The 21,371-nt window shown below is 61.3% G+C and carries 15 protein-coding genes and 1 tRNA gene; 1 reads left to right on the forward strand and 15 read right to left on the reverse strand.

Annotated elements, in window-relative coordinates:
- Positions 1 to 17 precede the first annotated feature (17 nt).
- Positions 18 to 2,072, reverse strand: coding sequence for an FAD-dependent oxidoreductase (locus tag AC1Q67_RS02285; RefSeq protein ID WP_492235355.1), 2,055 nt, complete (start codon positions 2,070 to 2,072; stop codon positions 18 to 20).
- Between the two features lie 89 nt (positions 2,073 to 2,161).
- Here AC1Q67_RS02285 and AC1Q67_RS02290 point away from each other — a divergent pair, with 89 nt between their 5' ends.
- A complete protein-coding gene (locus AC1Q67_RS02290) occupies positions 2,162 to 2,347 on the forward strand; it encodes a hypothetical protein (RefSeq protein WP_492235354.1) in 186 nt (61 codons plus the stop codon).
- A 262-nt stretch (positions 2,348 to 2,609) separates the two neighbouring features.
- On the opposite strand, the gene AC1Q67_RS02295 is transcribed toward AC1Q67_RS02290, so the two are convergent.
- The 14 genes from AC1Q67_RS02295 to AC1Q67_RS02360 all read right to left on the reverse strand — a co-directional run bounded on the left by AC1Q67_RS02295 (position 2,610) and on the right by AC1Q67_RS02360 (position 21,270).
- Positions 2,610 to 3,734 (reverse strand): helix-turn-helix transcriptional regulator, encoded by a 1,125-nt coding sequence (locus AC1Q67_RS02295; RefSeq protein ID WP_024574995.1) that lies wholly within the window; start codon positions 3,732 to 3,734, stop codon positions 2,610 to 2,612.
- Positions 3,735 to 3,933: 199 nt separating this feature from the next.
- A complete protein-coding gene (gene rpoC / locus AC1Q67_RS02300; RefSeq protein ID WP_024574994.1) occupies positions 3,934 to 8,133 on the reverse strand; it encodes a DNA-directed RNA polymerase subunit beta' in 4,200 nt (1,399 codons plus the stop codon).
- A gap of 126 nt (positions 8,134 to 8,259) precedes the next feature.
- The gene (gene rpoB / locus AC1Q67_RS02305) at positions 8,260 to 12,378 is read right to left on the reverse strand and encodes a DNA-directed RNA polymerase subunit beta (RefSeq protein ID WP_024574993.1); all 4,119 of its coding nucleotides are present in this window, start codon (positions 12,376 to 12,378) and stop codon (positions 8,260 to 8,262) included.
- A 407-nt stretch (positions 12,379 to 12,785) separates the two neighbouring features.
- Positions 12,786 to 13,163 (reverse strand): 50S ribosomal protein L7/L12, encoded by a 378-nt coding sequence (gene rplL / locus AC1Q67_RS02310; RefSeq protein WP_006021080.1) that lies wholly within the window; start codon positions 13,161 to 13,163, stop codon positions 12,786 to 12,788.
- Between the two features lie 52 nt (positions 13,164 to 13,215).
- Complete coding sequence (gene rplJ, locus AC1Q67_RS02315; protein WP_006021081.1) at positions 13,216 to 13,734, reverse strand: 50S ribosomal protein L10; 519 nt, start codon at positions 13,732 to 13,734, stop codon at positions 13,216 to 13,218.
- A 621-nt stretch (positions 13,735 to 14,355) separates the two neighbouring features.
- Entirely contained in the window at positions 14,356 to 15,027 is a 672-nt protein-coding gene (locus AC1Q67_RS02320; protein WP_492235353.1) for an Isoquinoline 1-oxidoreductase subunit, read from the reverse strand.
- Positions 15,024 to 17,213, reverse strand: a complete 2,190-nt coding sequence (locus AC1Q67_RS02325) for a xanthine dehydrogenase family protein molybdopterin-binding subunit (protein WP_492235352.1) — start codon at positions 17,211 to 17,213, stop codon at positions 15,024 to 15,026. Before AC1Q67_RS02325 ends, AC1Q67_RS02320 begins: the two co-directional genes overlap by 4 nt.
- A gap of 3 nt (positions 17,214 to 17,216) precedes the next feature.
- Positions 17,217 to 17,681, reverse strand: a complete 465-nt coding sequence (locus tag AC1Q67_RS02330) for a (2Fe-2S)-binding protein (protein WP_492235351.1) — start codon at positions 17,679 to 17,681, stop codon at positions 17,217 to 17,219.
- 191 nt (positions 17,682 to 17,872) lie between these two features.
- The gene (locus AC1Q67_RS02335; RefSeq protein ID WP_492235350.1) at positions 17,873 to 18,820 is read right to left on the reverse strand and encodes a 2-hydroxyacid dehydrogenase; all 948 of its coding nucleotides are present in this window, start codon (positions 18,818 to 18,820) and stop codon (positions 17,873 to 17,875) included.
- An 85-nt stretch (positions 18,821 to 18,905) separates the two neighbouring features.
- Positions 18,906 to 19,598, reverse strand: a complete 693-nt coding sequence (gene rplA, locus AC1Q67_RS02340) for a 50S ribosomal protein L1 (protein WP_492235349.1) — start codon at positions 19,596 to 19,598, stop codon at positions 18,906 to 18,908.
- A gap of 5 nt (positions 19,599 to 19,603) precedes the next feature.
- Complete coding sequence (rplK, locus tag AC1Q67_RS02345) at positions 19,604 to 20,032, reverse strand: 50S ribosomal protein L11 (protein ID WP_002712322.1); 429 nt, start codon at positions 20,030 to 20,032, stop codon at positions 19,604 to 19,606.
- A 134-nt stretch (positions 20,033 to 20,166) separates the two neighbouring features.
- Positions 20,167 to 20,697, reverse strand: coding sequence for a transcription termination/antitermination protein NusG (gene nusG / locus AC1Q67_RS02350; RefSeq protein ID WP_006021087.1), 531 nt, complete (start codon positions 20,695 to 20,697; stop codon positions 20,167 to 20,169).
- Positions 20,698 to 20,713: 16 nt separating this feature from the next.
- Positions 20,714 to 20,908, reverse strand: coding sequence for a preprotein translocase subunit SecE (secE, locus tag AC1Q67_RS02355; protein ID WP_024574987.1), 195 nt, complete (start codon positions 20,906 to 20,908; stop codon positions 20,714 to 20,716).
- Between the two features lie 286 nt (positions 20,909 to 21,194).
- Positions 21,195 to 21,270, reverse strand: a tRNA-Trp gene (locus AC1Q67_RS02360).
- Between the last annotated feature and the right edge of the window lie 101 nt (positions 21,271 to 21,371).

Consider the following 21,371-nt stretch of genomic DNA (forward strand, 5'->3'; position numbering starts at 1 on the left):
CGGTGCGCCTTAAGCGATTAGTCGTCGTCGGCAATCTTGTCAAAGAACGAATAACGCAGGCTGTCGGCGTCGGCGTACCAGTCGCCCGGCCCCTTGTTCGCCGCGAGCGTCGCGTCCCAGACCGCGTCGGTGGTATCGCGGCGATGCATGGACAGGTCGAAACCGTTGCCGAAGAACAGTTCGGACCATTCCCACCAGGTGCCCAGTTTTTTGACGCCGCGCAGCAGGTCGTAGCGGTCGATCAGGGCCGGCGCCATGTCGCTGGTGATCGATCCGAACACGAAACCAGTCTTCACCACGCGATTGAGTTCGCGGACGGCACGCGTCACCTGCTTGGGCGAGACGTGGCAGAGGCTGGTCTCGAAAACGAAATCGAACTCTTCGGCCTTGAACGGCAGTTTGGTGAGCGAGCCGAGCTTGTTGTACTTGCGCAGCGCCTTCGGCGTCTTGCCGTGGATGTACCGGTTGTTCTCGACACCCCAGGCATCGATGCCGCGTTCGCGCAGCGCACCGACCAACTCACCGCTCGCCGAACCGGCGACCAGCAGCTTGTAGCCCTTGGCCCGGTTCCAGACGATCTTGATGAGGTTCATCAGATAGTCCGGATCGGTGAACTTGTTCCACACCTCCCCGTAAGGGCCGGTGTTGCGATAGTTGTCGAAATAGGCGCGATCGATCTTGTCGGACGGCACGTTGCCGCTCTCGCCGCGCTCATAACGCAGCTTGATCATCTGCGTGAGGATGATGTCGGTCGCCGCATCCGACGAGTCCAGCAGGCCATTCAGCGTGGAGTCGAACAGATAATCACCCACCACAACAAAGCCGGGATGATCTGTCGGCTCAGGGTGATGGTTGGTCATCACGTCGCGCGCAGGCAATCCGCCCGGAATGCAGTTCACCGACGACAGCCAGCGGTGGGTCTTGCCTTCGAGGAAATGCGCGCGGGCATTGCCAAACGACTTCGGCAACGACTTGATCGCCGCGTCGATCAGTTCCTTGTCGCTGAGATTGGCGAACGCCAGCGCGTCCGAGCCCGGAATCAGCCAGTTCAGCACGCCGTGTCGGCCGACATCATGCCGTGCGCCTTCGACATAAACGCAGCAGCCGCCGAACGCCTCGGACATCCACCACGCGCCCGGAACCTTGTCGCCCCAGAACGGCTCATCGAACAGGATAGAGACGCGCAGATAGTGAGCCGGACGATCGAAGTAAGCGATGTGCTTGATCATCGAATGGCGCAGCAGTTCGCCGTCCCAGTTCATGGTGGTCAGCCACGAATGCGGCAGGCACATCACGACGAGGTCGTGCTCCTTGGTGATCGGCCCCTTGCCGTTCATCATGTTGATGGCGTAGCGCCCGGAATCCGCCTTGCCGACTTTGAGAACTCGATGGTTCAACTGAATGTCGGCCTCGATTTCACTTCGCAGGCTGTGGATGAGCTGCTCGTTGCCGTTCTGGATCGAGTAGAGGCCAATGTAGCCGTCCACATCCATCACGAAGTTCTTCAGCGCATTGAGCCCGTTGGTGTTGTGCGGCTCGGTGGCGATGTCCGACCGCGCCATCACTTTCAGGAAGCGCTTGGCGACCGGATCGGCGACTTCGCGGTCCAGCAGTTCCTCGGCGCTGATGTAGGCCCAGGGATGTTCGTTGTCGTGCGCGCCGACGCCTTCATAGTACTCCGTCGGTGACACCATTTTGGTGCAGAGCTTGCGGAAATCCTCGATCGCCTTGGCGGTCTGCGGTCCGTACTTGCGCCGCATGCCGGGGATGTCCTCAAGCAGTTCACCGTCAAGCTGCACCTGCTCGGCGTCCATCGGGATGGTCTGCAAGCCGAAATGCTGAATCAACTCCCGCAGCGGATCAGGACCCGTCATCGAGTAGTCATAGATCTCGGCCACGCCCGCTTCGTACATCGCCGGCGCGGTATCGAATTTCTTGGTCAGGATTTTCCCACCGACGCGGTCGGACGCCTCATAGATCGTGACGCGGCAAAGCGCCCCAAGTTTCTTCTTGAGGTACCAGGCGCTCATCAGGCCACCCGGGCCACCGCCTACAATCGCAAGATCGAGCATGTCGTCCTTCGCCCCTCGCCGGGTGCCCGTTCGGGTTTTAAGCCGGTCTAACTCAGCTTAAACAAATGCGTTTTTCATCTGAAGGGAAGATGAACAAAGCACGATCCGGCATGAAAAAAGGCCTGCGGTGCCTAAAAGAACAGCGTTTTTTGCTGTTCCGGCTTGGCCTTGCCGGGAGCGAGGGCAATCAGAGCGCCGGCATCGCAGCACCCGGCAGCACCCGCCCGGGAGGGGCGGCTCAGGTGGCGGGGGACCGCATGCCGGAAAAGAAATAGGCCGGCTGGCGCCGGCCCATGGAGGTGTTCCTCAGTATTCCGAGCCACGAACACCAAAATAATCACCGCGAGGCGATCATGTCCTATGGCTTCAAACTAATCGCCCGTTTCTAATCGCCCTGCCCAATCGTGTGCGCGTGTGAGTTGGTCACAGAATAGCCACACAGTAATACGGCCGCCGGGCGATACATCCCCCAAATGGGTCAAAGCCGTAAGAGGTATTGCTCAGGACGAACATCAGGTCCCGAAGCACCCGCCTGCGCTATTTGATGACGAGCCGCGCCATCATGGCGGCAAGCTCGCTCTGGCGCGACACGCCCACCTTGGAAAAAACTCGCTTCAGGACCGATCGCGCGGTTTCTTCGGCAATTCCAAGCCGCTCCGCAGCGTCTTTTGGCGATAATCCGGAACCCACCAGTGCGGCAATGCGAGCCTCGCCCAGCGTTACACCGAGAACATCGCGGATCAGCGATGGATCGGGAATGCCGTCGGCCGTCGGATTCATCAAGAGCACAATCGCCCGCGCACGGGTGAGAAAACCGTTGCCGACATTCTTCGCCGGGATCGGCAGCACATACAGCGCCAGCGGCCGGCTGGCGTGCTGCCGATGGACCAGGATCGGTTTGGTTTCCTGTGACAGAATAATCCGGTTCCCGTCGAGGGCATTCCGGATCGCGGTCACGGCCTCCCCGCTCGCGGCTGGATTTGCCAGCACCAGGCGGTCGTTCACGATATTCAATCCGTCGCCGAGCAGCGCCTGAGAGGCCGCATTCGATGACACCACGCGGCCCATCGCGTCCAGCGCAAACACGCCGATTCCGATCCGGGCCATCGCAGTACCCATGCCGGCATTGACGGCCTGGGAGTCCATCAGATGAATGCTCAATCGCAGCGATGTTTCCACGTGCGGGGCAAGCCGCTCCAGTATGTGCAACTCGTCTTCCGAGTATTCCGGGCGGCCGATCGCGCGCTGCACACTCAACGCGACCTCAATATGAGGGTCCGGAGAGACGGTCGCGGCGGCGAAATATTTCAAGCCATACCGCCGCAGAAAGTCGCTGTAGAACGGATCGGTCTCCATTTCCTCAGGCGTCAGAAGATCGCGATCCGTAATGATGTCCCGCTTGAAGAAATAGCCGCGCTCCCGCGCCCGGATTGCCCGGATATCGCGATCGCTCCAATTCTGGGCGTATTCGGCGCTCACTTCCCTCAGTGAAGGAGATTCGATGACACCGAAACTACCGTCATCGCGGCCATAAATAAGGATTGCCCCGAAATCGTCGAAGCATTCCGTGACGATCTCGAGGGTCGAGGGCCAGCGAGAGGGATCGGACGCTGCGGCATAGATGGCTTCAATCGCCGCAATCAGGCGGTCATGCTGCTGCAAACGGGCCTCGCAAGGACGTAAGGCGTCAAAAGCGTCAAATATAGTACTTTAAAAATAGCACTGTATTCCAAACGCCTGTGTGAGGAGGATCACATAAGCGTAAACACGTGGGGCCGTTGAAAAGTCCGCTACCGTAACAAAAAGGCCGCCCTTTCGGGGCGGCCCTTTCATCATATGACATATGTCATGTGCTGCGGAATTACTCCGCCGGCGGCAGAGCCAGCGGTTCCGCTTCCGGAGCCGCAGGTGTAATCGCCGCCTGCTTCTCGCGCTCGTCGAGGATCAGCTTGTCGCGCTTGGTCGCGACTTCGCGGATCTTCGCCATCGAAGCACCGGTACCGGCCGGAATCAGGCGACCGACAATGACGTTCTCCTTGAGGCCTTCCAGCGGGTCCACCTTGCCGTTGACGGCAGCTTCGGTGAGCACGCGAGTGGTCTCCTGGAACGACGCTGCCGAGAAGAACGACCGCGTCTGGAGGCTCGCCTTGGTGATGCCGAGCAGCACCGGAGTTCCGGTCGCGGGCTTCTTGCCCTCGTCCTTCGCCTTGGCGTTGAGCTGGTCGAACTCGATCTTGTCGACCTGCTCGCCCGAGATCATGTCGGTCTCGCCCTGATCGGTGATCTCGACCTTCTGCAACATCTGACGGACAATCACTTCGATGTGCTTGTCGTTGATGAGCACGCCCTGGAGCCGGTAAACTTCCTGGATTTCGTTGACCAGATAGGCAGCGAGTTCCTCGATGCCCTTGATCGCCAGGATGTCGTGCGGCGCCGGATTGCCTTCGACGATGAAATCGCCCTTTTCGACGATGTCGCCGTCCTGCAGATGGATGTGCTTGCCCTTCGGAATGAGGTACTCGCGAGTCTCCTCGTTCTTGTCGACAGGCTCGATCGAAATGCGGCGCTTGTTCTTGTAGTCGCGGCCGAAGCGGATCGTGCCGGCGATTTCCGCGATGATCGCGGCATCCTTCGGCTTGCGGGCTTCGAACAGTTCCGCGACGCGCGGCAGACCGCCGGTGATGTCGCGGGTCTTCGCGCTCTCCGTCGAGATACGCGCGAGGATGTCACCCGCCTTCACCTTGGCGTTCACGTCCACCGACAGAATGGCGTCCACCGACAGCATGTAGCGGGCGTCACCGCCGCGCGGCAGCTTCAGCACCTTGCCGTCCTTGCCCTTCACGACGATGGCAGGACGCAGGTCCGCGCCACGGCCGGTCGTACGCCAGTCGATAACCACGCGCTTGGCGATGCCCGTCGATTCGTCGAGCGTTTCCGAGATCGACTGGCCTTCGACCAGATCCTCGAAACCGATCGTGCCTTCGACTTCGGTGAGAATGGGACGGGTATACGGATCCCACTCCGCGATGCGCTGGCCGCGCTTGATCATATCGCCTTCCTCGACACGCATGCGCGCGCCGTACTGAATGCGATGCGTCGCACGCTCGGTGCCGTCGGCATCGACAACCGCGACGACCATGTTGCGGACCATTGCAACATTGAAGCCTTCGCTGTTGGTTGCGATCGCCTTGTTCTTGATGACGACCTTACCCTCGAAGTTCGACTCGATGAACGACTGCTCGTTGATCTGCGCCGCACCGCCGATGTGGAACGTGCGCATGGTGAGCTGCGTGCCCGGCTCGCCGATCGACTGCGCGGCGATGACGCCGACAGCTTCGCCGTGATTGACGGGCGTACCGCGGGCGAGATCGCGCCCGTAGCACTTGCCGCAGATGCCGTTGACCAGTTCGCAGGTCAGCGCCGAGCGGATCTTCACTTCCTGGATGCCGGCCTGCTGGATGGCGTCGACGTGAGTCTCCTCCATCAGCGTGCCGCGCTTGACGACGACCTTGTTGGTCGCCGGATCGCGCAGGTCCTCGCCCGCGGTGCGACCGAGAATACGCGAAGCCAGCGAAGCAACGACCGTGCCTGCGTCGATGATGGCGCGCATCTTGATGCCGAGCTTGGTGCCGCAATCGTCCTGCGTGATGATGCAGTCCTGCGCCACGTCCACCAGACGGCGGGTGAGATAGCCCGAGTTCGCGGTCTTCAACGCCGTATCCGCGAGGCCCTTACGGGCGCCGTGGGTGGAGTTGAAGTACTCCATAACCGTCAGGCCTTCCTTGAAGTTCGACACGATCGGCGTTTCGATGATCGAGCCGTCCGGCTTGGCCATCAGGCCGCGCATGCCGGCGAGCTGACGCATCTGGGCCGGCGAACCACGCGCGCCCGAGTGAGCCATCATGTAGATCGAGTTGATCTGGGAATCTTCGCCCTTCGCGTTCTTCTTGACGGACGAAATTTCCTTCATCATCTGCTCGGCGATCTTCTCCGAGGCTTTCGCCCAGGCGTCGACCACCTTGTTGTACTTCTCGCCCTGAGTGATCAGGCCGTCGTTGTACTGCTGCTCGAAGTCCTTCGCCATCGTGCGGGTGTCATCGACGATCTTCCACTTGCCGTTCGGCACGACCATGTCGTCCTTGCCGAACGAAATGCCCGCCTTGAAGGCGTTGTAGAAGCCGAGCGCCATGATGCGGTCGCAGAAGATCACAGTCTCCTTCTGACCGCAGTGACGGTACACCTGATCGATCACGCCCGAGATTTCGCGCTTCGTCATCAGCTTGTTGATGGTGTCGAACGGCACCTTGCCGTGCTTCGGCAGAACCTGGCCGAGCATGACGCGGCCGGCGGTGGTGTCGTAGATCTTCGAGATCGTCTTGCCTTCCTCGTCGACGCCGGTCCACCGGTACTTGATCTTGGTGTGCAGGTGGATGACCTTCGAGAACAGCGCGTGCTCGATCTCCGCCATGTCGCGGTAGACCTTGCCCTCGCCCTGCAGACCCTCACGCATGATCGAGAGGTAATACAGGCCGAGCACGATGTCCTGCGACGGCACGATGATCGGCTGACCGTTCGCCGGATGCAGGATGTTGTTGGTCGACATCATCAGCACGCGCGCTTCCAACTGCGCTTCGAGCGACAGCGGAACGTGCACGGCCATCTGGTCGCCGTCGAAGTCGGCGTTGAACGCGGCGCAGACCAGCGGATGAAGCTGGATCGCCTTGCCCTCGATCAGCACAGGCTCGAACGCCTGAATGCCGAGACGATGCAGCGTCGGCGCGCGGTTCAACAGCACCGGATGCTCGCGAATGACCTCGTCGAGGATGTCCCAGACCTCGGGACGCTCTTTTTCAACGAGCTTCTTCGCCTGCTTGACGGTGGTGGACAGGCCCTTGGCGTCGAGCCGCGAGTAGATGAACGGCTTGAACAGTTCGAGCGCCATCTTCTTCGGCAGGCCGCACTGATGCAGGCGCAGCTCCGGACCGACCACGATGACCGAACGGCCGGAGTAGTCGACGCGCTTGCCGAGCAGGTTCTGACGGAAGCGGCCCTGCTTGCCCTTGAGCATGTCGGCGAGCGACTTCAGCGGGCGCTTGTTGGCGCCGGTGATGACGCGGCCGCGGCGGCCGTTGTCGAACAGTGCGTCGACGGCCTCCTGCAACATGCGCTTTTCGTTGCGGATGATGATGTCCGGCGCGCGCAGCTCCATCAGCCGCTTCAGGCGGTTGTTGCGGTTGATGACGCGGCGGTACAGGTCGTTCAGGTCGGAGGTCGCGAAGCGGCCGCCGTCGAGCGGCACCAGCGGACGCAGGTCCGGCGGAATCACCGGCACCACGGTCATGATCATCCACTCCGGCTTGTTGCCGGATACGCGGAAGGCTTCGACGATCTTCAGGCGCTTGGCGAGCTTCTTGTGCTTGATGTCGGACTCGGTCTCGCCCATCTCGGCACGAAGCTGGCCTTCGAGCTTCTCAAGCTCGAGACCCTTCAGCAGTTCGCGGATCGCTTCCGCGCCGATCATGGCGGTGAAGCTGTCCTGGCCGTATTCGTCCTGGGCGCGGAGATACTCTTCTTCCGACAGCAGCTGACGGTCCTTGAGCGCGGTCAGACCCGGCTCGAGAACGACGTAGTATTCGAAATAGAGAATCCGCTCGAGATCCTTCAGCGTCATGTCGAGCAGAAGGCCGATGCGCGACGGCAGTGACTTCAGAAACCAGATGTGGGCAACCGGCGCGGCCAGCTCGATGTGGCCCATGCGCTCGCGCCGGACGCGCGACAGAGTCACTTCGACCGAGCACTTCTCGCAGATGATGCCCTTGTACTTCATGCGCTTGTACTTGCCGCAAAGACATTCGTAGTCCTTGATCGGCCCGAAGATGCGCGCGCAGAACAGGCCGTCACGCTCCGGCTTGAACGTGCGGTAGTTGATGGTTTCCGGCTTCTTGATCTCGCCGTAGGACCACGACAGAATCTTCTCAGGCGATGCGATCGAAATCCGGATCTGGTCGAAGACCTGGGCCGGAGTCGTCGGATTGAAGAGATTCATAATTTCTTGGTTCATCGTCTTCTCCTCGCGTGCCGATCGTCACCGGCAGCAAATTCGAAACTTGTCAGTTGTCTCGCGCCCTGCCCGACGTTCAGACAAGGCGCGGATGCCCGGCTGCATGAGCCGGGCATGAAATCTTGATTACTCGGCCGCTTCGGACGTCGGCGTCGGACCCAGCTTGGAATTGTGCAGGTCGACGTTGAGGCCGAGCGAGCGCATTTCCTTGACCAGCACGTTGAACGACTCCGGGATACCCGCTTCGAACGTGTCGTCGCCGCGCACGATGGCCTCGTACACCTTGGTACGGCCGGCCACGTCGTCCGACTTCACGGTCAGCATTTCCTGGAGCGTGTACGCCGCGCCGTAAGCCTCGAGCGCCCACACTTCCATTTCGCCGAAACGCTGTCCGCCGAACTGCGCCTTGCCGCCCAGCGGCTGCTGGGTCACGAGCGAGTAAGGACCGATCGAACGCGCGTGGATCTTGTCGTCCACGAGATGGTGCAGCTTGAGCATATAGATGTAGCCCACCGTCACGTTGCGATCGAACTGGTCGCCGGTGCGTCCATCGTAGACAACCGACTGGCCGGACTTGTTCATGCCGGCGAGGTCGAGCATATCCTCGATGTCCTTCTCCTTGGCGCCGTCGAACACCGGCGTTGCGATCGGCACGCCGGGCTTGAGGTTGCGCGCCAGCTCGAGCAGCTCCTGGTCGTTCAGCGTCTTGATGGTCTCGTCGTCGCCGTAGACCTTCTTCAAGGTCTCCTTGAGCGGCTTGAGGTCCTGCTTCGACCAGTAGGCTTCCGCAGCCTGCCCGATCCGCTTGCCGAGGCCCGCACAGGCCCAGCCGAGGTGCGTTTCGAGAATCTGGCCGACGTTCATGCGCGACGGCACGCCGAGCGGATTGAGCACGATGTCCGCATGCGTTCCGTCTTCGAGGAACGGCATGTCTTCGATCGGCACGATCTTCGACACCACGCCCTTGTTGCCGTGACGTCCGGCCATCTTGTCGCCAGGCTGGATCTTGCGCTTCACCGCGACGAAGACCTTGACCATCTTCATCACGCCGGGCGGCAGCTCGTCGCCGCGCTGCAGCTTCTCGACCTTGTCGAGGAAGCGCTGTTCAAGGCCCTTCTTCGATTCGTCGTACTGCTTCCGCATGGCTTCGATTTCAGCCATCAGCTTGTCGTTCGGCGATGCGAACTGCCACCACTGCGACTTTGGATATTCCTCGAGCACCGCACGGGTGATCTTGGTGTCCTTCTTGAAGCCCTTCGGGCCAGCAATGCCCTGGCGGTTTTCGAGCAGGTCAGCAAGACGGCCGTAAACGTTACGGTCGAGAATCGCCTGTTCGTCGTCGCGGTCCTTGGCAAGACGCTCGATCTCTTCCCGCTCGATCGCCAGCGCACGCTCGTCCTTGTCGACGCCGTGGCGGTTGAACACGCGGACTTCCACGATCGTGCCCTGCACGCCCGGAGGCACGCGCAGCGAGGTGTCGCGAACGTCGGAGGCCTTTTCACCGAAGATGGCGCGCAGAAGCTTTTCTTCCGGCGTCATCGGGCTTTCGCCCTTCGGGGTGATCTTGCCGCAGAGGATGTCGCCGGCGCGGACTTCCGCGCCGATGTACACGATGCCGGCTTCGTCGAGGTTCTTCAGCGCTTCTTCCGAAACGTTCGGAATGTCGCGGGTGATTTCCTCAGGTCCGAGCTTGGTGTCGCGGGCCATGACTTCGAATTCCTCGATGTGGATCGAGGTGAAGACGTCGTCCTTCACGATCCGCTCGGAGAGCAGGATCGAGTCTTCGAAGTTGTAGCCGTTCCACGGCATGAACGCGACGAGCACGTTTCGGCCGAGCGCGAGTTCGCCGAGATCGGTCGACGGACCGTCAGCGATGATGTCGCCCTTCTTGACCTGATCGCCCACCTTCACCAGCGGACGCTGGTTGATGCAGGTCGACTGGTTCGAGCGCTGGTACTTCATCAGGCGGTAGATATCGACGCCCGACTTGGTCGGATCGAGATCTTCCGTCGCGCGGATCACGATACGGGTCGCGTCGATCTGGTCGATCACGCCGGTGCGGCGGGCAGCGATCGCAGCGCCCGAGTCACGGGCCACGACGCCTTCCATGCCGGTGCCGACGAACGGCGCTTCGGCGCGCACCAGAGGCACGGCCTGACGCTGCATGTTCGAGCCCATCAGCGCGCGGTTGGCGTCGTCGTTCTCAAGGAACGGGATCAGCGCCGCAGCGACCGAAACGAGCTGCTTCGGCGACACGTCCATGTAGTCGACGCGGTCCGGCGGCAGTTGCAGAACTTCGCCGGCGTGACGGCAGATCACCAGGTCATCGGTGAAGCGGCCCTTGTTATCGAGCGGCACGTTCGCCTGAGCGACGCGGTAGCGGCCCTCTTCCATCGCGGAGAGATAAACCACATCGTCGGTCACGCGGCCGTCCTTGACCTTGCGGTAAGGCGTTTCCACGAAGCCGTACTTGTTCACGCGCGCGAAGGTCGCGAGCGAGTTGATCAGACCGATGTTCGGGCCTTCCGGCGTCTCAATCGGGCAGATACGGCCGTAGTGCGTCGGATGCACGTCGCGGACCTCGAAGCCCGCGCGTTCGCGCGTCAGACCGCCCGGTCCAAGCGCCGAGAGACGGCGCTTGTGGGTGATTTCCGACAGCGGGTTGGTCTGGTCCATGAACTGCGAGAGCTGCGACGAGCCGAAGAACTCGCGCACGGCGGCAGCGGCAGGCTTCGCGTTGATCAGATCCTGCGGCATGACGGTGTCGATATCGACCGACGACATGCGCTCCTTGATCGCGCGCTCCATGCGCAGCAGACCGATACGGTACTGGTTCTCCATCAACTCGCCGACCGAACGCACACGGCGGTTGCCGAGGTGGTCGATGTCGTCGATTTCGCCCTTGCCGTCGCGCAGGTCGACCAGCGTCTTGATGACGGCCAGGATGTCTTCCTTGCGCAGCGTGCGCATGGTGTCCGGCGCATCGAGTTCGAGACGCATGTTCATCTTCACGCGGCCGACGGCCGACAGGTCGTAGCGCTCCGCGTCGAAGAACAGCGACTGGAACATGGCCTGCGCGGAATCGAGCGTCGGCGGCTCACCCGGACGCATCACGCGGTAGATGTCGAACAGCGCGTCTTCACGCGTCATGTTCTTGTCGGCAGAGAGCGTGTTGCGGATGTAGGGGCCGATGTTGACGTGGTCGATGTCGAGCAGCGGCAGCTCCTTGTAGCCCTGCTCGTTCAGCGCCTTCAGCAGCTTTTCGGTGATTTCCTCGCCGGCTTCGGCGTGGATTTCGCCGGTCTTCGGGTTCACCAGATCCTCGGCGAGGTACATGCCGACGAGTTCATCGTCGGACAGGCGCAGCGCCTTGAGGCCCTTTTCCTGGAGCTGGCGCGCCGTACGGACGGTCAGCTTCTTGCCGGCTTCGAGCACGACCTTGCCGCTATCGGCATCGATCAGGTCGTTGATCGTCGAGTAGCCGCGGAAGCGGTCGGCGACGAACGGCACGCGCCAGCCTTCCTTGATCCGCTTGTACTGAATCTTCTTGTAGAAGGTCGACAGGATTTCTTCGCCGTCGAGACCGAGGGCGAACATCAGCGACGTCACCGGAATCTTGCGGCGGCGGTCGATACGCGCGAACACGATGTCCTTGGCATCGAACTCGATGTCGAGCCACGAACCGCGGTATGGAATCACGCGCGCGGCAAACAGCAGCTTGCCCGACGAATGGGTCTTGCCCTTGTCGTGATCGAAGAACACGCCCGGCGAACGGTGCATCTGCGAGACGATGACGCGCTCGGTGCCGTTGACCACGAAGGTGCCGTTCATCGTCATGAGCGGAATGTCGCCCATGTAGACGTCCTGCTCCTTGATGTCCTTGACGGACTTGGCGCCGGTTTCTTCGTCGATATCGAACACGATGAGGCGCAGCGTCACCTTGAGCGGCGCAGCGAACGTCATGCCGCGCTGGCGGCACTCGTCGACGTCATACTTCGGCTGCTCGAATTCATAACGAACGAACTCAAGCTGCGAGGTTCCCGAGAAGTCGTTGATCGGGAACACCGAGCGGAAAACCGCCTGCAAGCCTTCATCAAGCCGTCCGCCCTGAGGCTCGTCCACCATCAGGAACTGGTCGTAAGACGCCTTCTGAACCTCGATGAGGTTCGGCATCTCGGCAACTTCCTTGATGTGTCCGAAAAACTTGCGAACTCGCTTGCGACCGGTGAACGTCTGCTGCGCCATCGTGGCCTCTCATTTTTGCCGCCCTTGACTGGCGGCCGCTTCCGGAGTGCGATGGGCACCGCATCCGGGTTGAATTTCAAATCGCCCGGACAACCGTCCCGGCCTCGCGGCATCCGAGCTTCAGGCGGCGGGCTTTCCCGTTCCGAATCTCAAGACGCAAAATGACGCGCGGAGCGTTAGTGGCGCTCTGCCCGTCAAAACAATCCCTACGGCCTGTTAAAGCCCGAAATATCTCGTCTCCCAACGTCCCGCCTTGAAATCGATCCGGGTTTCAAAGGGCGATCCGTCCTTTCGTGCCTCCGCCTATGTAGGCGGTCATCGCGGCGATTCGAGGGGGTCAATCATCGAACCGTCACACATTAAAGTGTCCGGCCGGCCCCGAAGGACCGGCCGGGAAACATAACGACTTACTTGAGTTCGACCTTGGCGCCAGCCTTCTCGAGCTGAGCCTTGATCTTCTCGGCTTCGTCCTTGGCAACGCCGTCCTTGACGGGCTTCGGTGCGCCTTCGACGAGGTCCTTGGCTTCCTTGAGGCCCAGGCCGGTGATGGCGCGGACTTCCTTGATGACTTCGATCTTCTTGTCGCCAGCCGAAGCGAGAACAACCGAGAACTCGGTCTTCTCTTCAGCGGCAGCAGCACCACCACCGCCAGCGGCAGGAGCAGCAACCGCAACAGCGGCAGCAGCCGAAACGCCCCACTTCTCTTCGAGAAGCTTCGCGAGTTCAGCAGCCTCGAGAACCGTGAGGCTCGAGAGGTCGTCCACGATCTTTTGCAAATCAGCCATTTTAACTTTCCTTCAGCGTATCAGTTCGAACCAGTTGAGATGGAGAATGGCGTCACGCCGCTTCACCCTTTGAGGCATAGGCCTGAACCACGCGGGCCAGCTTCGCAGCAGGCGCGGTGGAGAGCTGAGCGATCTTGGTCGCCGGCGCCACAAGGAGGCCGAGGATCTTCGCGCGCAGTTCATCAAGCGACGGCAGCGAGGCAAGCGCCTTCACAGCGTCGGGATTCAGGACGGTGGTTCCCATCGCGCCGCCAAGGATGACGAACTTCTCGTTCGCCTTGGCGAATTCGATGGCAACTTTCGGTGCTGCTACCGGATCGTTTGAAGTCGCGATCACGGTCGGCCCCTTCAACAGGGAGCCGATGGAAACAACATCCGTGCCTTCCAGAGCAATTTTGGCGAGACGGTTCTTCGAGACCTTCACCGAGGCACCAGCCTGCTTCATCTGCGTCCGCAGAGTCTGCATCTGGGCAACGGTCAGGCCGGAATAATGAGCAACGACCGCAACGCCCGTGGTCTTGAAGACCTCGTTCAGCGTTTCGACCGCCTCTTTTTTTGCCGCTCGTTCCACAGCAAGCTCTTTCCGGTTGGCGGTCCGCTTGAGACAGAACCGCCGGGTTGCACCGATCGTCCTGCCCGCTGGCCTCGAGACATTCATCTCTCAACACGTCGGGCACGACGACATTTTCGGAAGCCTGCCCTCTCGCTCTGGTCTGCCTGGCGGCTCGCCGAAACGAGGTGTCGAGGTTCGAACCAAATCCGCAGCCACCGCCGAATCGGGGTGGGTCACGAAATCCGGTTTTCACCCGTCTGTGCAGGAGATTAAGCGAAGCCGTTTCCACGCGGGATCAGGCAAGGCACCTGCAGTCTTGGACAGGATGGAAGCTTTCATCCGGCTTTCGCCGGAACCAGCTCCCTGCCCGTTTTCTTCTGTCAAAACAAAGGCTTTCCGTTCCTTGTGAGCAATCCATGCGGAATGATCGACGAGGAATGGACTCCTATTGGTTTGATTTTCGGAAAACGAACACGGACGCGCCAGCGATAGCCAGCACGCCCGGAAAGGAATGTTTAACGGGTCAGGTCCGCCTTGCCAAGGGGATTCTGAGTTCCATAAGCATTTTTCGGGCCAGAAGCCGCGCGGTCAGGCCGCGCGGCTAAGCTGTCCGAAGCATAGCGAACCGGGCTCCGAAGCTCAACCTCTTGTGTTCGCTACAATTTTCGGACAGGACGCCCCTGCAGCGGCCCAGGCCTTGATGAGATCGCCGAACTCTTTCTGGCTTCCCGGCGCCGGGGTCCGGTTGGCGCCCGGTGCCCAAGCCCAGCCAACCAGGCTGTCTTCGGCCATATGCTTCACTAGCGCCGCCATGTCCTTGCCGTCGTTGCGCTTCGGGTCCTTGATCTGCTCGCAGATCTGGCCGAGCGATCTGCCCTGCCATGCCATCTCCGCCGGGGCGAGATGCCACTGCGGATGACCCGGTACGCCGGCGGGATCGAAGTTGGTTTCGTGGTGGCAGGTGTTGCAGGCGAGACCGCCCGCCGCCCCCATGCCGCCCTCTCCGCGCACCACCAGCGGCTGGTGCGGGATCATCTTGTTGGTCTGCGTCGGGCGCTCCGTCGCAGGATGGCAGTTCATACAGCGCGGCGACATGATCACCTTGCCGGCTTCCTCGAACAGCGCGACCGCACGCTCATTCGGATTCTTGATGTCAGCAAAAGCGGACACCGGCTTCAGCTTTACCGGATTGACCGGTGGTTCCACCGCCGCATCCGCCTCACCGCGAAATGCCGGGCCGGCGAAAGCCAGCAACGTCGCGGCGAGAGCGCCCGCTCCGAGCGCCATTACTCCTTGCCTGAGCAACCTCATGCCGATGCTCCCGGTACGATTGGCAGTTGCCGCGGACGCACCTGACCGAGCTTTGCCATAGCATTCGCGACCGCAGGACCGATCGGCGGCACGCCGGGTTCACCGACCCCGCTCGGCTTTTCGCTCGACTTGACGATGGTGACCTCGATCGCCGGCATCTCGTTGATGCGGAGCGAGCGATAGGCATCGAAGTTGCCCGGCACCACGCGGCCCTCTTCCATCTGCACCTCGGCATAAAGAATGTGACCAAGGCCGAATCCGATGCCGCCCTCCATCTGCGCGCGGATGATGTCCGGATTGACGGCAACGCCGCAGTCCACCGCACACCAGACCTTGTGGACCTTCGGACCTTCCGCCTCCATCGACAGTTCGACGATCTGCGCGACAAAGGTATTGAAGCTCTCGACCACCGCGACGCCGCGTGCGCGACCGGGCTCAAGCTTCGCATTCTTCCAGTCCGCGAGTTCCGCGACCGCACGAAGCACGCCGGCATGGCGCGGCTTCTTGCTCATCAGCTCGAGCCGTCCCTCGACGGGGTCCTTTCCGGCGGCCTCGAGCAACTCGTCGACGAAGGCTTCGACCGCATAGCCTGTGTGGGTGTGCCCGACCGAACGCCACCACAGCACCGGCACGCCGACATCGACCTGATGCATGTCGCATTTGAAGTTGGCAACCTCGTACGGGATTTCGTTCGAGCCTTCATAGGCCGTCGAGTCGAGGCCATCCTTGAAGGTCATCGCCTCGAACGGCGATCCCTTCATAATGGACTGGCCGACGATGGTGTCGCTCCATGCCTCGATCTTTCCATCGCGCACCACGCCGCGCATGCGATGCACGCTGAACGGACGATAATATCCGCCGCGCATATCGTCTTCGCGGGTCCAGACCAGCTTGATCGGCTTGCCGGGGCCGATGGCTTTCGCCACCTCCGCGAGTTCAGCCGCGACATGCACCGTCTGCTGCGCCCGCCGCCCGAAACTGCCGCCCGCGAGAATGGTCTTGAGCGAGACCTTCTCCATTGGCACGCCAAGAATCTTCGCGATGGTCGCGTGATCCGGCGTGGGGAACTGGCTGCCATAGCGCGACGTAACCGTATCGCCCTGCCAGTGGATGAACGCATTCAGCGGCTCCATCGGCGCGTGGGCCAGATATGGAAACACGAATTCGGCTTCGATGACGCGGCCGCCCGGCTTGGCGGCTTCGGCTTCGAAATCGCCCTCCGTCTTCACGGTCTTGCCCGGCGTCTTCGACAGATCGCGAAACTCGCTCAGCAGTTGCTGCGTGCCGCGCTTCTCGGCCTTGCTGTCGTCCCATGTGATCTTCAGAAGATCGCGCGCCGTCTTGGCCGGCCAGAAGCCCTTGGCATAAACCGCAACACCAGTCGGCACCTGCTTCACGTCGACGACGCCGGGCACGGCTTTTGCCGCCGTCGCGTCGAATGACGCAACCGTGGCGCCGAAGCGCGGCGCGCGCGCGATCACCGCAGTCAGCATGTCCGGCTCGTTGATGTCGAGCGTGAACACTGCCGTGCCGTTCGACTTCTCGGCGCTGTCGAGGCGTTTGGTCGCGCCTTCCTTGCCGATGAACTTGAACTGCGACGGGTCCTTCCGTTTCGGATCGGCCGGCACCGGCATCTGGTTCGCCTTCTCGGCAAACGCGCCGAACCGGCCTTGCTTGCCCGACGGATGCTTGATCACGCCATTCTCGACCGTGATCTCGGCGGCGGGCACGTTCCATTCCTTGGCGGCCGCAGCCACCAGCATTTCGCGCGCAGCCGCTCCGACCTTGCGCATCTGCTCGTAGGAATTGGCGATAGCGCTCGAGCCACCGGTGCCTTGCACGCCGAACAGCAGGTTCTTGTAGAGAACCGGATTGGACGGCGCATGATCGGCGCGCATCTGCGACCAGTCTGCGTCCAATTCCTCGGCGACCAGCGTCGCCATGCCGGTGAAAGGTCCCTGACCGAACTCGATGTGCTTGCAAAGCACCGTGACCGTGTCGTCGGGCTTGATGATCAGGAACGTATTCGGCGTGGTGTTGACCTGTGCTGCGGCTGGCGCTTGCGCAAAGGCCTTGCCGCTCCTGGCGATATAAACGCCGATCGCGAGTCCCGCTCCCGCCTTCAGAAGCGAGCGGCGCGAGAGAGCGGATGCGCGGGTGACCGTGTTCTTGATGTGAACGTTCATGGCTCAGCCCTCCAGCGACTTGGCGGCGTCGTGGATCGCGGCGCGAATCCGGACATAGGTCGCGCAGCGGCAGATGTTGCCGTTCATTGCGAGATCGATGTCCTCGTCGGTCGGCTTCGGATTGAGCGAGAGCAGCGACGTTGCGCTCATGACCTGGCCGGACTGGCAGTAACCGCATTGCGGCACGTCGAGCGCGACCCATGCCTTTTGCACGGCATGCGCTTCGCGGCTCTTGAGACCTTCGATGGTGGTGATTTCGCTGGAGCCGACCGCCGACACCGGCAGGGCGCATGAGCGCATCGGCTGACCATCGACATGCACGGTACACGCGCCGCATTGCGCGACACCGCAGCCGTACTTGGTGCCCATCAGTCCCGCGCCGTCTCGGATTGCCCAGAGAAGAGGTGTTTGCGGGTCGACATCCACACGATGTTCGCCGCCATTGATCTTGAGTACGAATGCCGCCATCGCGGATCTCCTTCGGAAATTCGAAGGCGAACACTACATTCGACTCGTTCTAATCAGCAATCAAACAAATGTGCGCTGCGGCGATACAAATTTTTTCAATGCGCGAGGAACGAAGCATCGCAATTTGCGTTGCGGCTTCTTACATATGTCAGCATCCACGACATTGATGATGACAGTTTTATTTTCCGGCTTCACGTCACCGGATAACGCAGTTGCTTGCCTGAAAAGAAGGCATCGAGATTAGCGATCGCGCAATCCTGCATGGCGATATGCGCTTCGACTGTGTGACCGCCGATGTGCGGGGTCAGCACAACATTCGGCAGCGTCGTGAGTGTATCCGGCGCATGAGGCTCCTTTTCATAAACATCAAGCCCGGCACCCGCGATGGCGTTGCTTTCAAGCGCTGCCACAAGCGCCTTCTGATCGATCACCGACCCGCGTGAAATGTTCACGACGGTGCCCTGCGGGCCGAGCTTCTTCAAAATATCCGCGTTGACGGCGTGCTGGGTATCTTTGCCAGCGCGCACCGCCACCATGAGAATGTCGGACCATTCGGCCAGCGACTCCAGGCTCGCATGATACGCATAAGGCACGTCGTGCCTGCTGCGGCTGTAGTAAGCGACTTCGGTTTCGAATGCCGCGCAGCGTGCGGCGATCTTCCGGCCGATCTCGCCCATGCCATAAACACCGATCTTGCGGCCGGTCATGCCGAGCGGCGGGCGCATCGACGGCGATGGCTGCTTTCCAGACCACCCTCCGCTGCGCACATAGGCATCCGCAGGAAGCAACCGCCGTGTCGCGGCCAGCATCAAGGTCATCGCAAGATCTGCGACGGAGGCTGCGTTCGCCGCAGGCGAATGACCGACAACGATATTGCGCTTTTTCGTCTCGGCAAAATCCACTCCGTCATAGCCGGTGCCATAGCAGATGATCGCCCCTAACGACGGCAGCGTATCCAGCACCGCCGGCGGGATCGCCTGCCCGCCCGCCGTGATCAGGGCGCGGATCGGCTTCAACTGCTCCGCCGTGAACGTCTCGATCGGCGGCCTGCCCTTGCCGTCCAGCAGATCGTAACGCTCGCCGATGCGCACCATCAGCGCCTTGGGAAATTGTGAGTAGATCAGGACTTGATGGGACATCGCTGCACTTCCACTGGACCAAAAAGAAAAAAGGCGGAGCCGGTGTTATCCCGCTCCGCCTTCACATCATTCAAACCGTCGCCGATCAGGAGTTGAGGCTGCCCGGCTCGACTTTCACGCCCGGACCCATCGTCGACGAGACCGCAACGCGCTGAACGTAGGTGCCCTTCGAGCCGGCAGGCTTCGCCTTCACGACTGCGTCGGCGAGCGCCTTGATGTTCTCGATGAGCTTCTCAGCCGAGAACGACGCCTTGCCGATGCCAGCCTGCACGATCCCGGCCTTCTCGACGCGGAACTCGACCGAACCGCCCTTGGCGCCCTTGACGGCGTTGGCGATGTCCATGGTCACGGTGCCGATCTTCGGGTTCGGCATCATGCCACGCGGGCCGAGCACCTTACCAAGACGGCCGACCAGCGGCATCATGTCCGGGGTTGCGATACAACGATCGAAATCGATCGCGCCGCCCTGGACCTTTTCAACGAGGTCTTCAGCACCGACAACGTCCGCGCCCGCAGCCTTGGCTTCCTCAGCCTTGGCGCCGCGCGCGAACACGCCGACGCGCAGCGTCCGGCCGGTGCCGTTCGGCAAGGTGACAACGCCGCGCACCATCTGGTCGGCATGACGCGGATCGACACCGAGGTTGATCGCGATCTCGATGGTCTCGTCGAACTTCGCCGAAGCGCGGTCCTTGACCATCTTCACCGCATCGGTGAGCGGATAGAGGTGCTCACGATCGATACCCTCACGGGCTTTCGCAAGTTTCTTGCCAATAGCCATGATCGTTACCCCGCCACCTGGAGACCCATCGAACGGGCAGAGCCCTCGACCATCTTCATGGCCGCTTCGACGGTATCGCAATTGAGATCCTTCATCTTCTTCTCGGCGATCTCGCGCACCTGCGCTTTGGTCACCTTGCCTGCGACGTCGCGGCCCGGCGCCTTCGAGCCGGACTGGATCTTCGCCGCCTGCTTGAGGAAGTAGGACATCGGCGGGGTCTTCATCTCAAACGTGAACGACCGGTCCGCATAGATGGTGATGACCACCGGGATCGGGGTGTTCTTTTCTTCCTTCTGCGTCTGCGCGTTGAACGCCTTGCAGAATTCCATGATGTTGAGGCCGCGCTGACCAAGCGCGGGACCGATCGGTGGCGACGGGTTCGCCGCACCGGCCGGGACCTGAAGCTTCAGGTATCCGGTCACTTTCTTCGCCATACTTTACTCCTTCAAACGACCCGGACCATTCCGGATCTTCGCAGGACCGTGGTGCGGTTCGACAGGCGGCTGGCAACCGGCTGTCTCCTCCCACGGCATTCTCACCGTCCCTGCCGGAGCAGCGACGGAAACGATCAGACCTTTTCGACCTGACCGAATTCCAGTTCGACCGGCGTCGCACGTCCGAAGATCGACACCGCGACCTTCACGCGCGAACGCGCCTCGTCGATTTCCTCGACCACGCCGGAGAACGACGCGAACGGACCATCGGCCACGCGCACGTTCTCGCCGATCTCGAACGACACAGATGCCTTCGGACGCTCCACGCCTTCCTGCACCTGATGCAGGATGCGCATGGCTTCGGCTTCCGAAATCGGCATCGGCTTGTTTTCCGCGCCGAGGAAGCCGGTCACCTTCGGCGTGTTCTTGATGAGATGAAACGCCTCGTCGGTGAGGTTCATCTTCACCAGCACGTAGCCCGGGAAGAACTTGCGCTCGGCGTCGATCTTGCGGCCCCGGCGCACTTCCGTGACCTTCTCGGTCGGAACCAGCACCTGCTCGAAGAGATCTTCAAGTCCGCGCTGCTTGGCCTGCTCGCGAATCGATTCCGAGACCTTCTTTTCGAAGTTCGAATAGGCGTGAACGATGTACCAGCGCATGCTCATTGTTTCGGTTCCGCGCTCAGGCCTGAATGCCCAAAAGGAATGTAATCAGGACGCGAATGATCTGATCCGCGACGAAGAAGAATACTGAGGACACCGCGACCATAATGAACACCATGATGGTGGTGATCATGGTCTCGCGGCGGGTCGGCCAGGTGACCTTCGCGGTCTCCGAGCGTACTTCCTGCAGAAATTTGAACGGGCTGAGAGCCATCGTCTGAGGTCCGCATCCATAATGCCGGGAAAACGTCGTATCCTGGCGTGATTTCAGTTGTTTCTGGAATCCGGACAGCCCTCGCACGCCAATGTTTATTGCGCCCAACCCTCGTTTGAAGGATGAGCCGCCAAGCGGGCTCGATTGTCCGGGGATTTCAATGCCGCGCCGGATATCCGTCAAAGCGGGCCGGCAGCAGGTGCCGTTATCTACTGTGGGACGGGCGTCAGGTCAAGGTTCGGGGAGCGGGCCCAAGGCCAGAAACACGTATTTATACGGTCAAATCTGGCAGGGGCGGCAGGACTCGAACCTGCGACCCTCGGTTTTGGAGACCGATGCTCTACCAACTGAGCTACACCCCTGTATGCCGCCTCTATAGCGAACGATCTTTGCGGCGTCACGTCCCCTCTGGGCGATTTCTCGCTGATTTCTCGGAGTGTTCCCGGACAATTTCTGCGCAATT

It is taken from the genome of Afipia sp. GW823-FHT06G09 (assembly GCF_058794875.1).

Bases quoted from the DNA above. Each gene is read 5' to 3' on its own strand.
- AC1Q67_RS02290 (WP_492235354.1), top strand. From the start codon at position 2,162: ATGAACAAAGCACGATCCGGCATGAAAAAAGGCCTGCGGTGCCTAAAA.
- nusG (WP_006021087.1), bottom strand. From the start codon at position 20,697: ATGAGCATGCGCTGGTACATCGTTCACGCCTATTCGAACTTCGAAAAG.
- AC1Q67_RS02320 (WP_492235353.1), bottom strand. From the start codon at position 15,027: ATGAGGTTGCTCAGGCAAGGAGTAATGGCGCTCGGAGCGGGCGCTCTC.
- rpoB (WP_024574993.1), bottom strand. From the start codon at position 12,378: ATGGCGCAGCAGACGTTCACCGGTCGCAAGCGAGTTCGCAAGTTTTTC.
- rplA (WP_492235349.1), bottom strand. From the start codon at position 19,598: ATGGCTATTGGCAAGAAACTTGCGAAAGCCCGTGAGGGTATCGATCGT.
- rplL (WP_006021080.1), bottom strand. From the start codon at position 13,163: ATGGCTGATTTGCAAAAGATCGTGGACGACCTCTCGAGCCTCACGGTT.
- secE (WP_024574987.1), bottom strand. From the start codon at position 20,908: ATGGCTCTCAGCCCGTTCAAATTTCTGCAGGAAGTACGCTCGGAGACC.
- AC1Q67_RS02330 (WP_492235351.1), bottom strand. From the start codon at position 17,681: ATGGCGGCATTCGTACTCAAGATCAATGGCGGCGAACATCGTGTGGAT.
- AC1Q67_RS02335 (WP_492235350.1), bottom strand. From the start codon at position 18,820: ATGTCCCATCAAGTCCTGATCTACTCACAATTTCCCAAGGCGCTGATG.
- AC1Q67_RS02325 (WP_492235352.1), bottom strand. From the start codon at position 17,213: ATGAACGTTCACATCAAGAACACGGTCACCCGCGCATCCGCTCTCTCG.
- rpoC (WP_024574994.1), bottom strand. From the start codon at position 8,133: ATGAACCAAGAAATTATGAATCTCTTCAATCCGACGACTCCGGCCCAG.
- rplK (WP_002712322.1), bottom strand. From the start codon at position 20,032: ATGGCGAAGAAAGTGACCGGATACCTGAAGCTTCAGGTCCCGGCCGGT.
- AC1Q67_RS02285 (WP_492235355.1), bottom strand. From the start codon at position 2,072: ATGCTCGATCTTGCGATTGTAGGCGGTGGCCCGGGTGGCCTGATGAGC.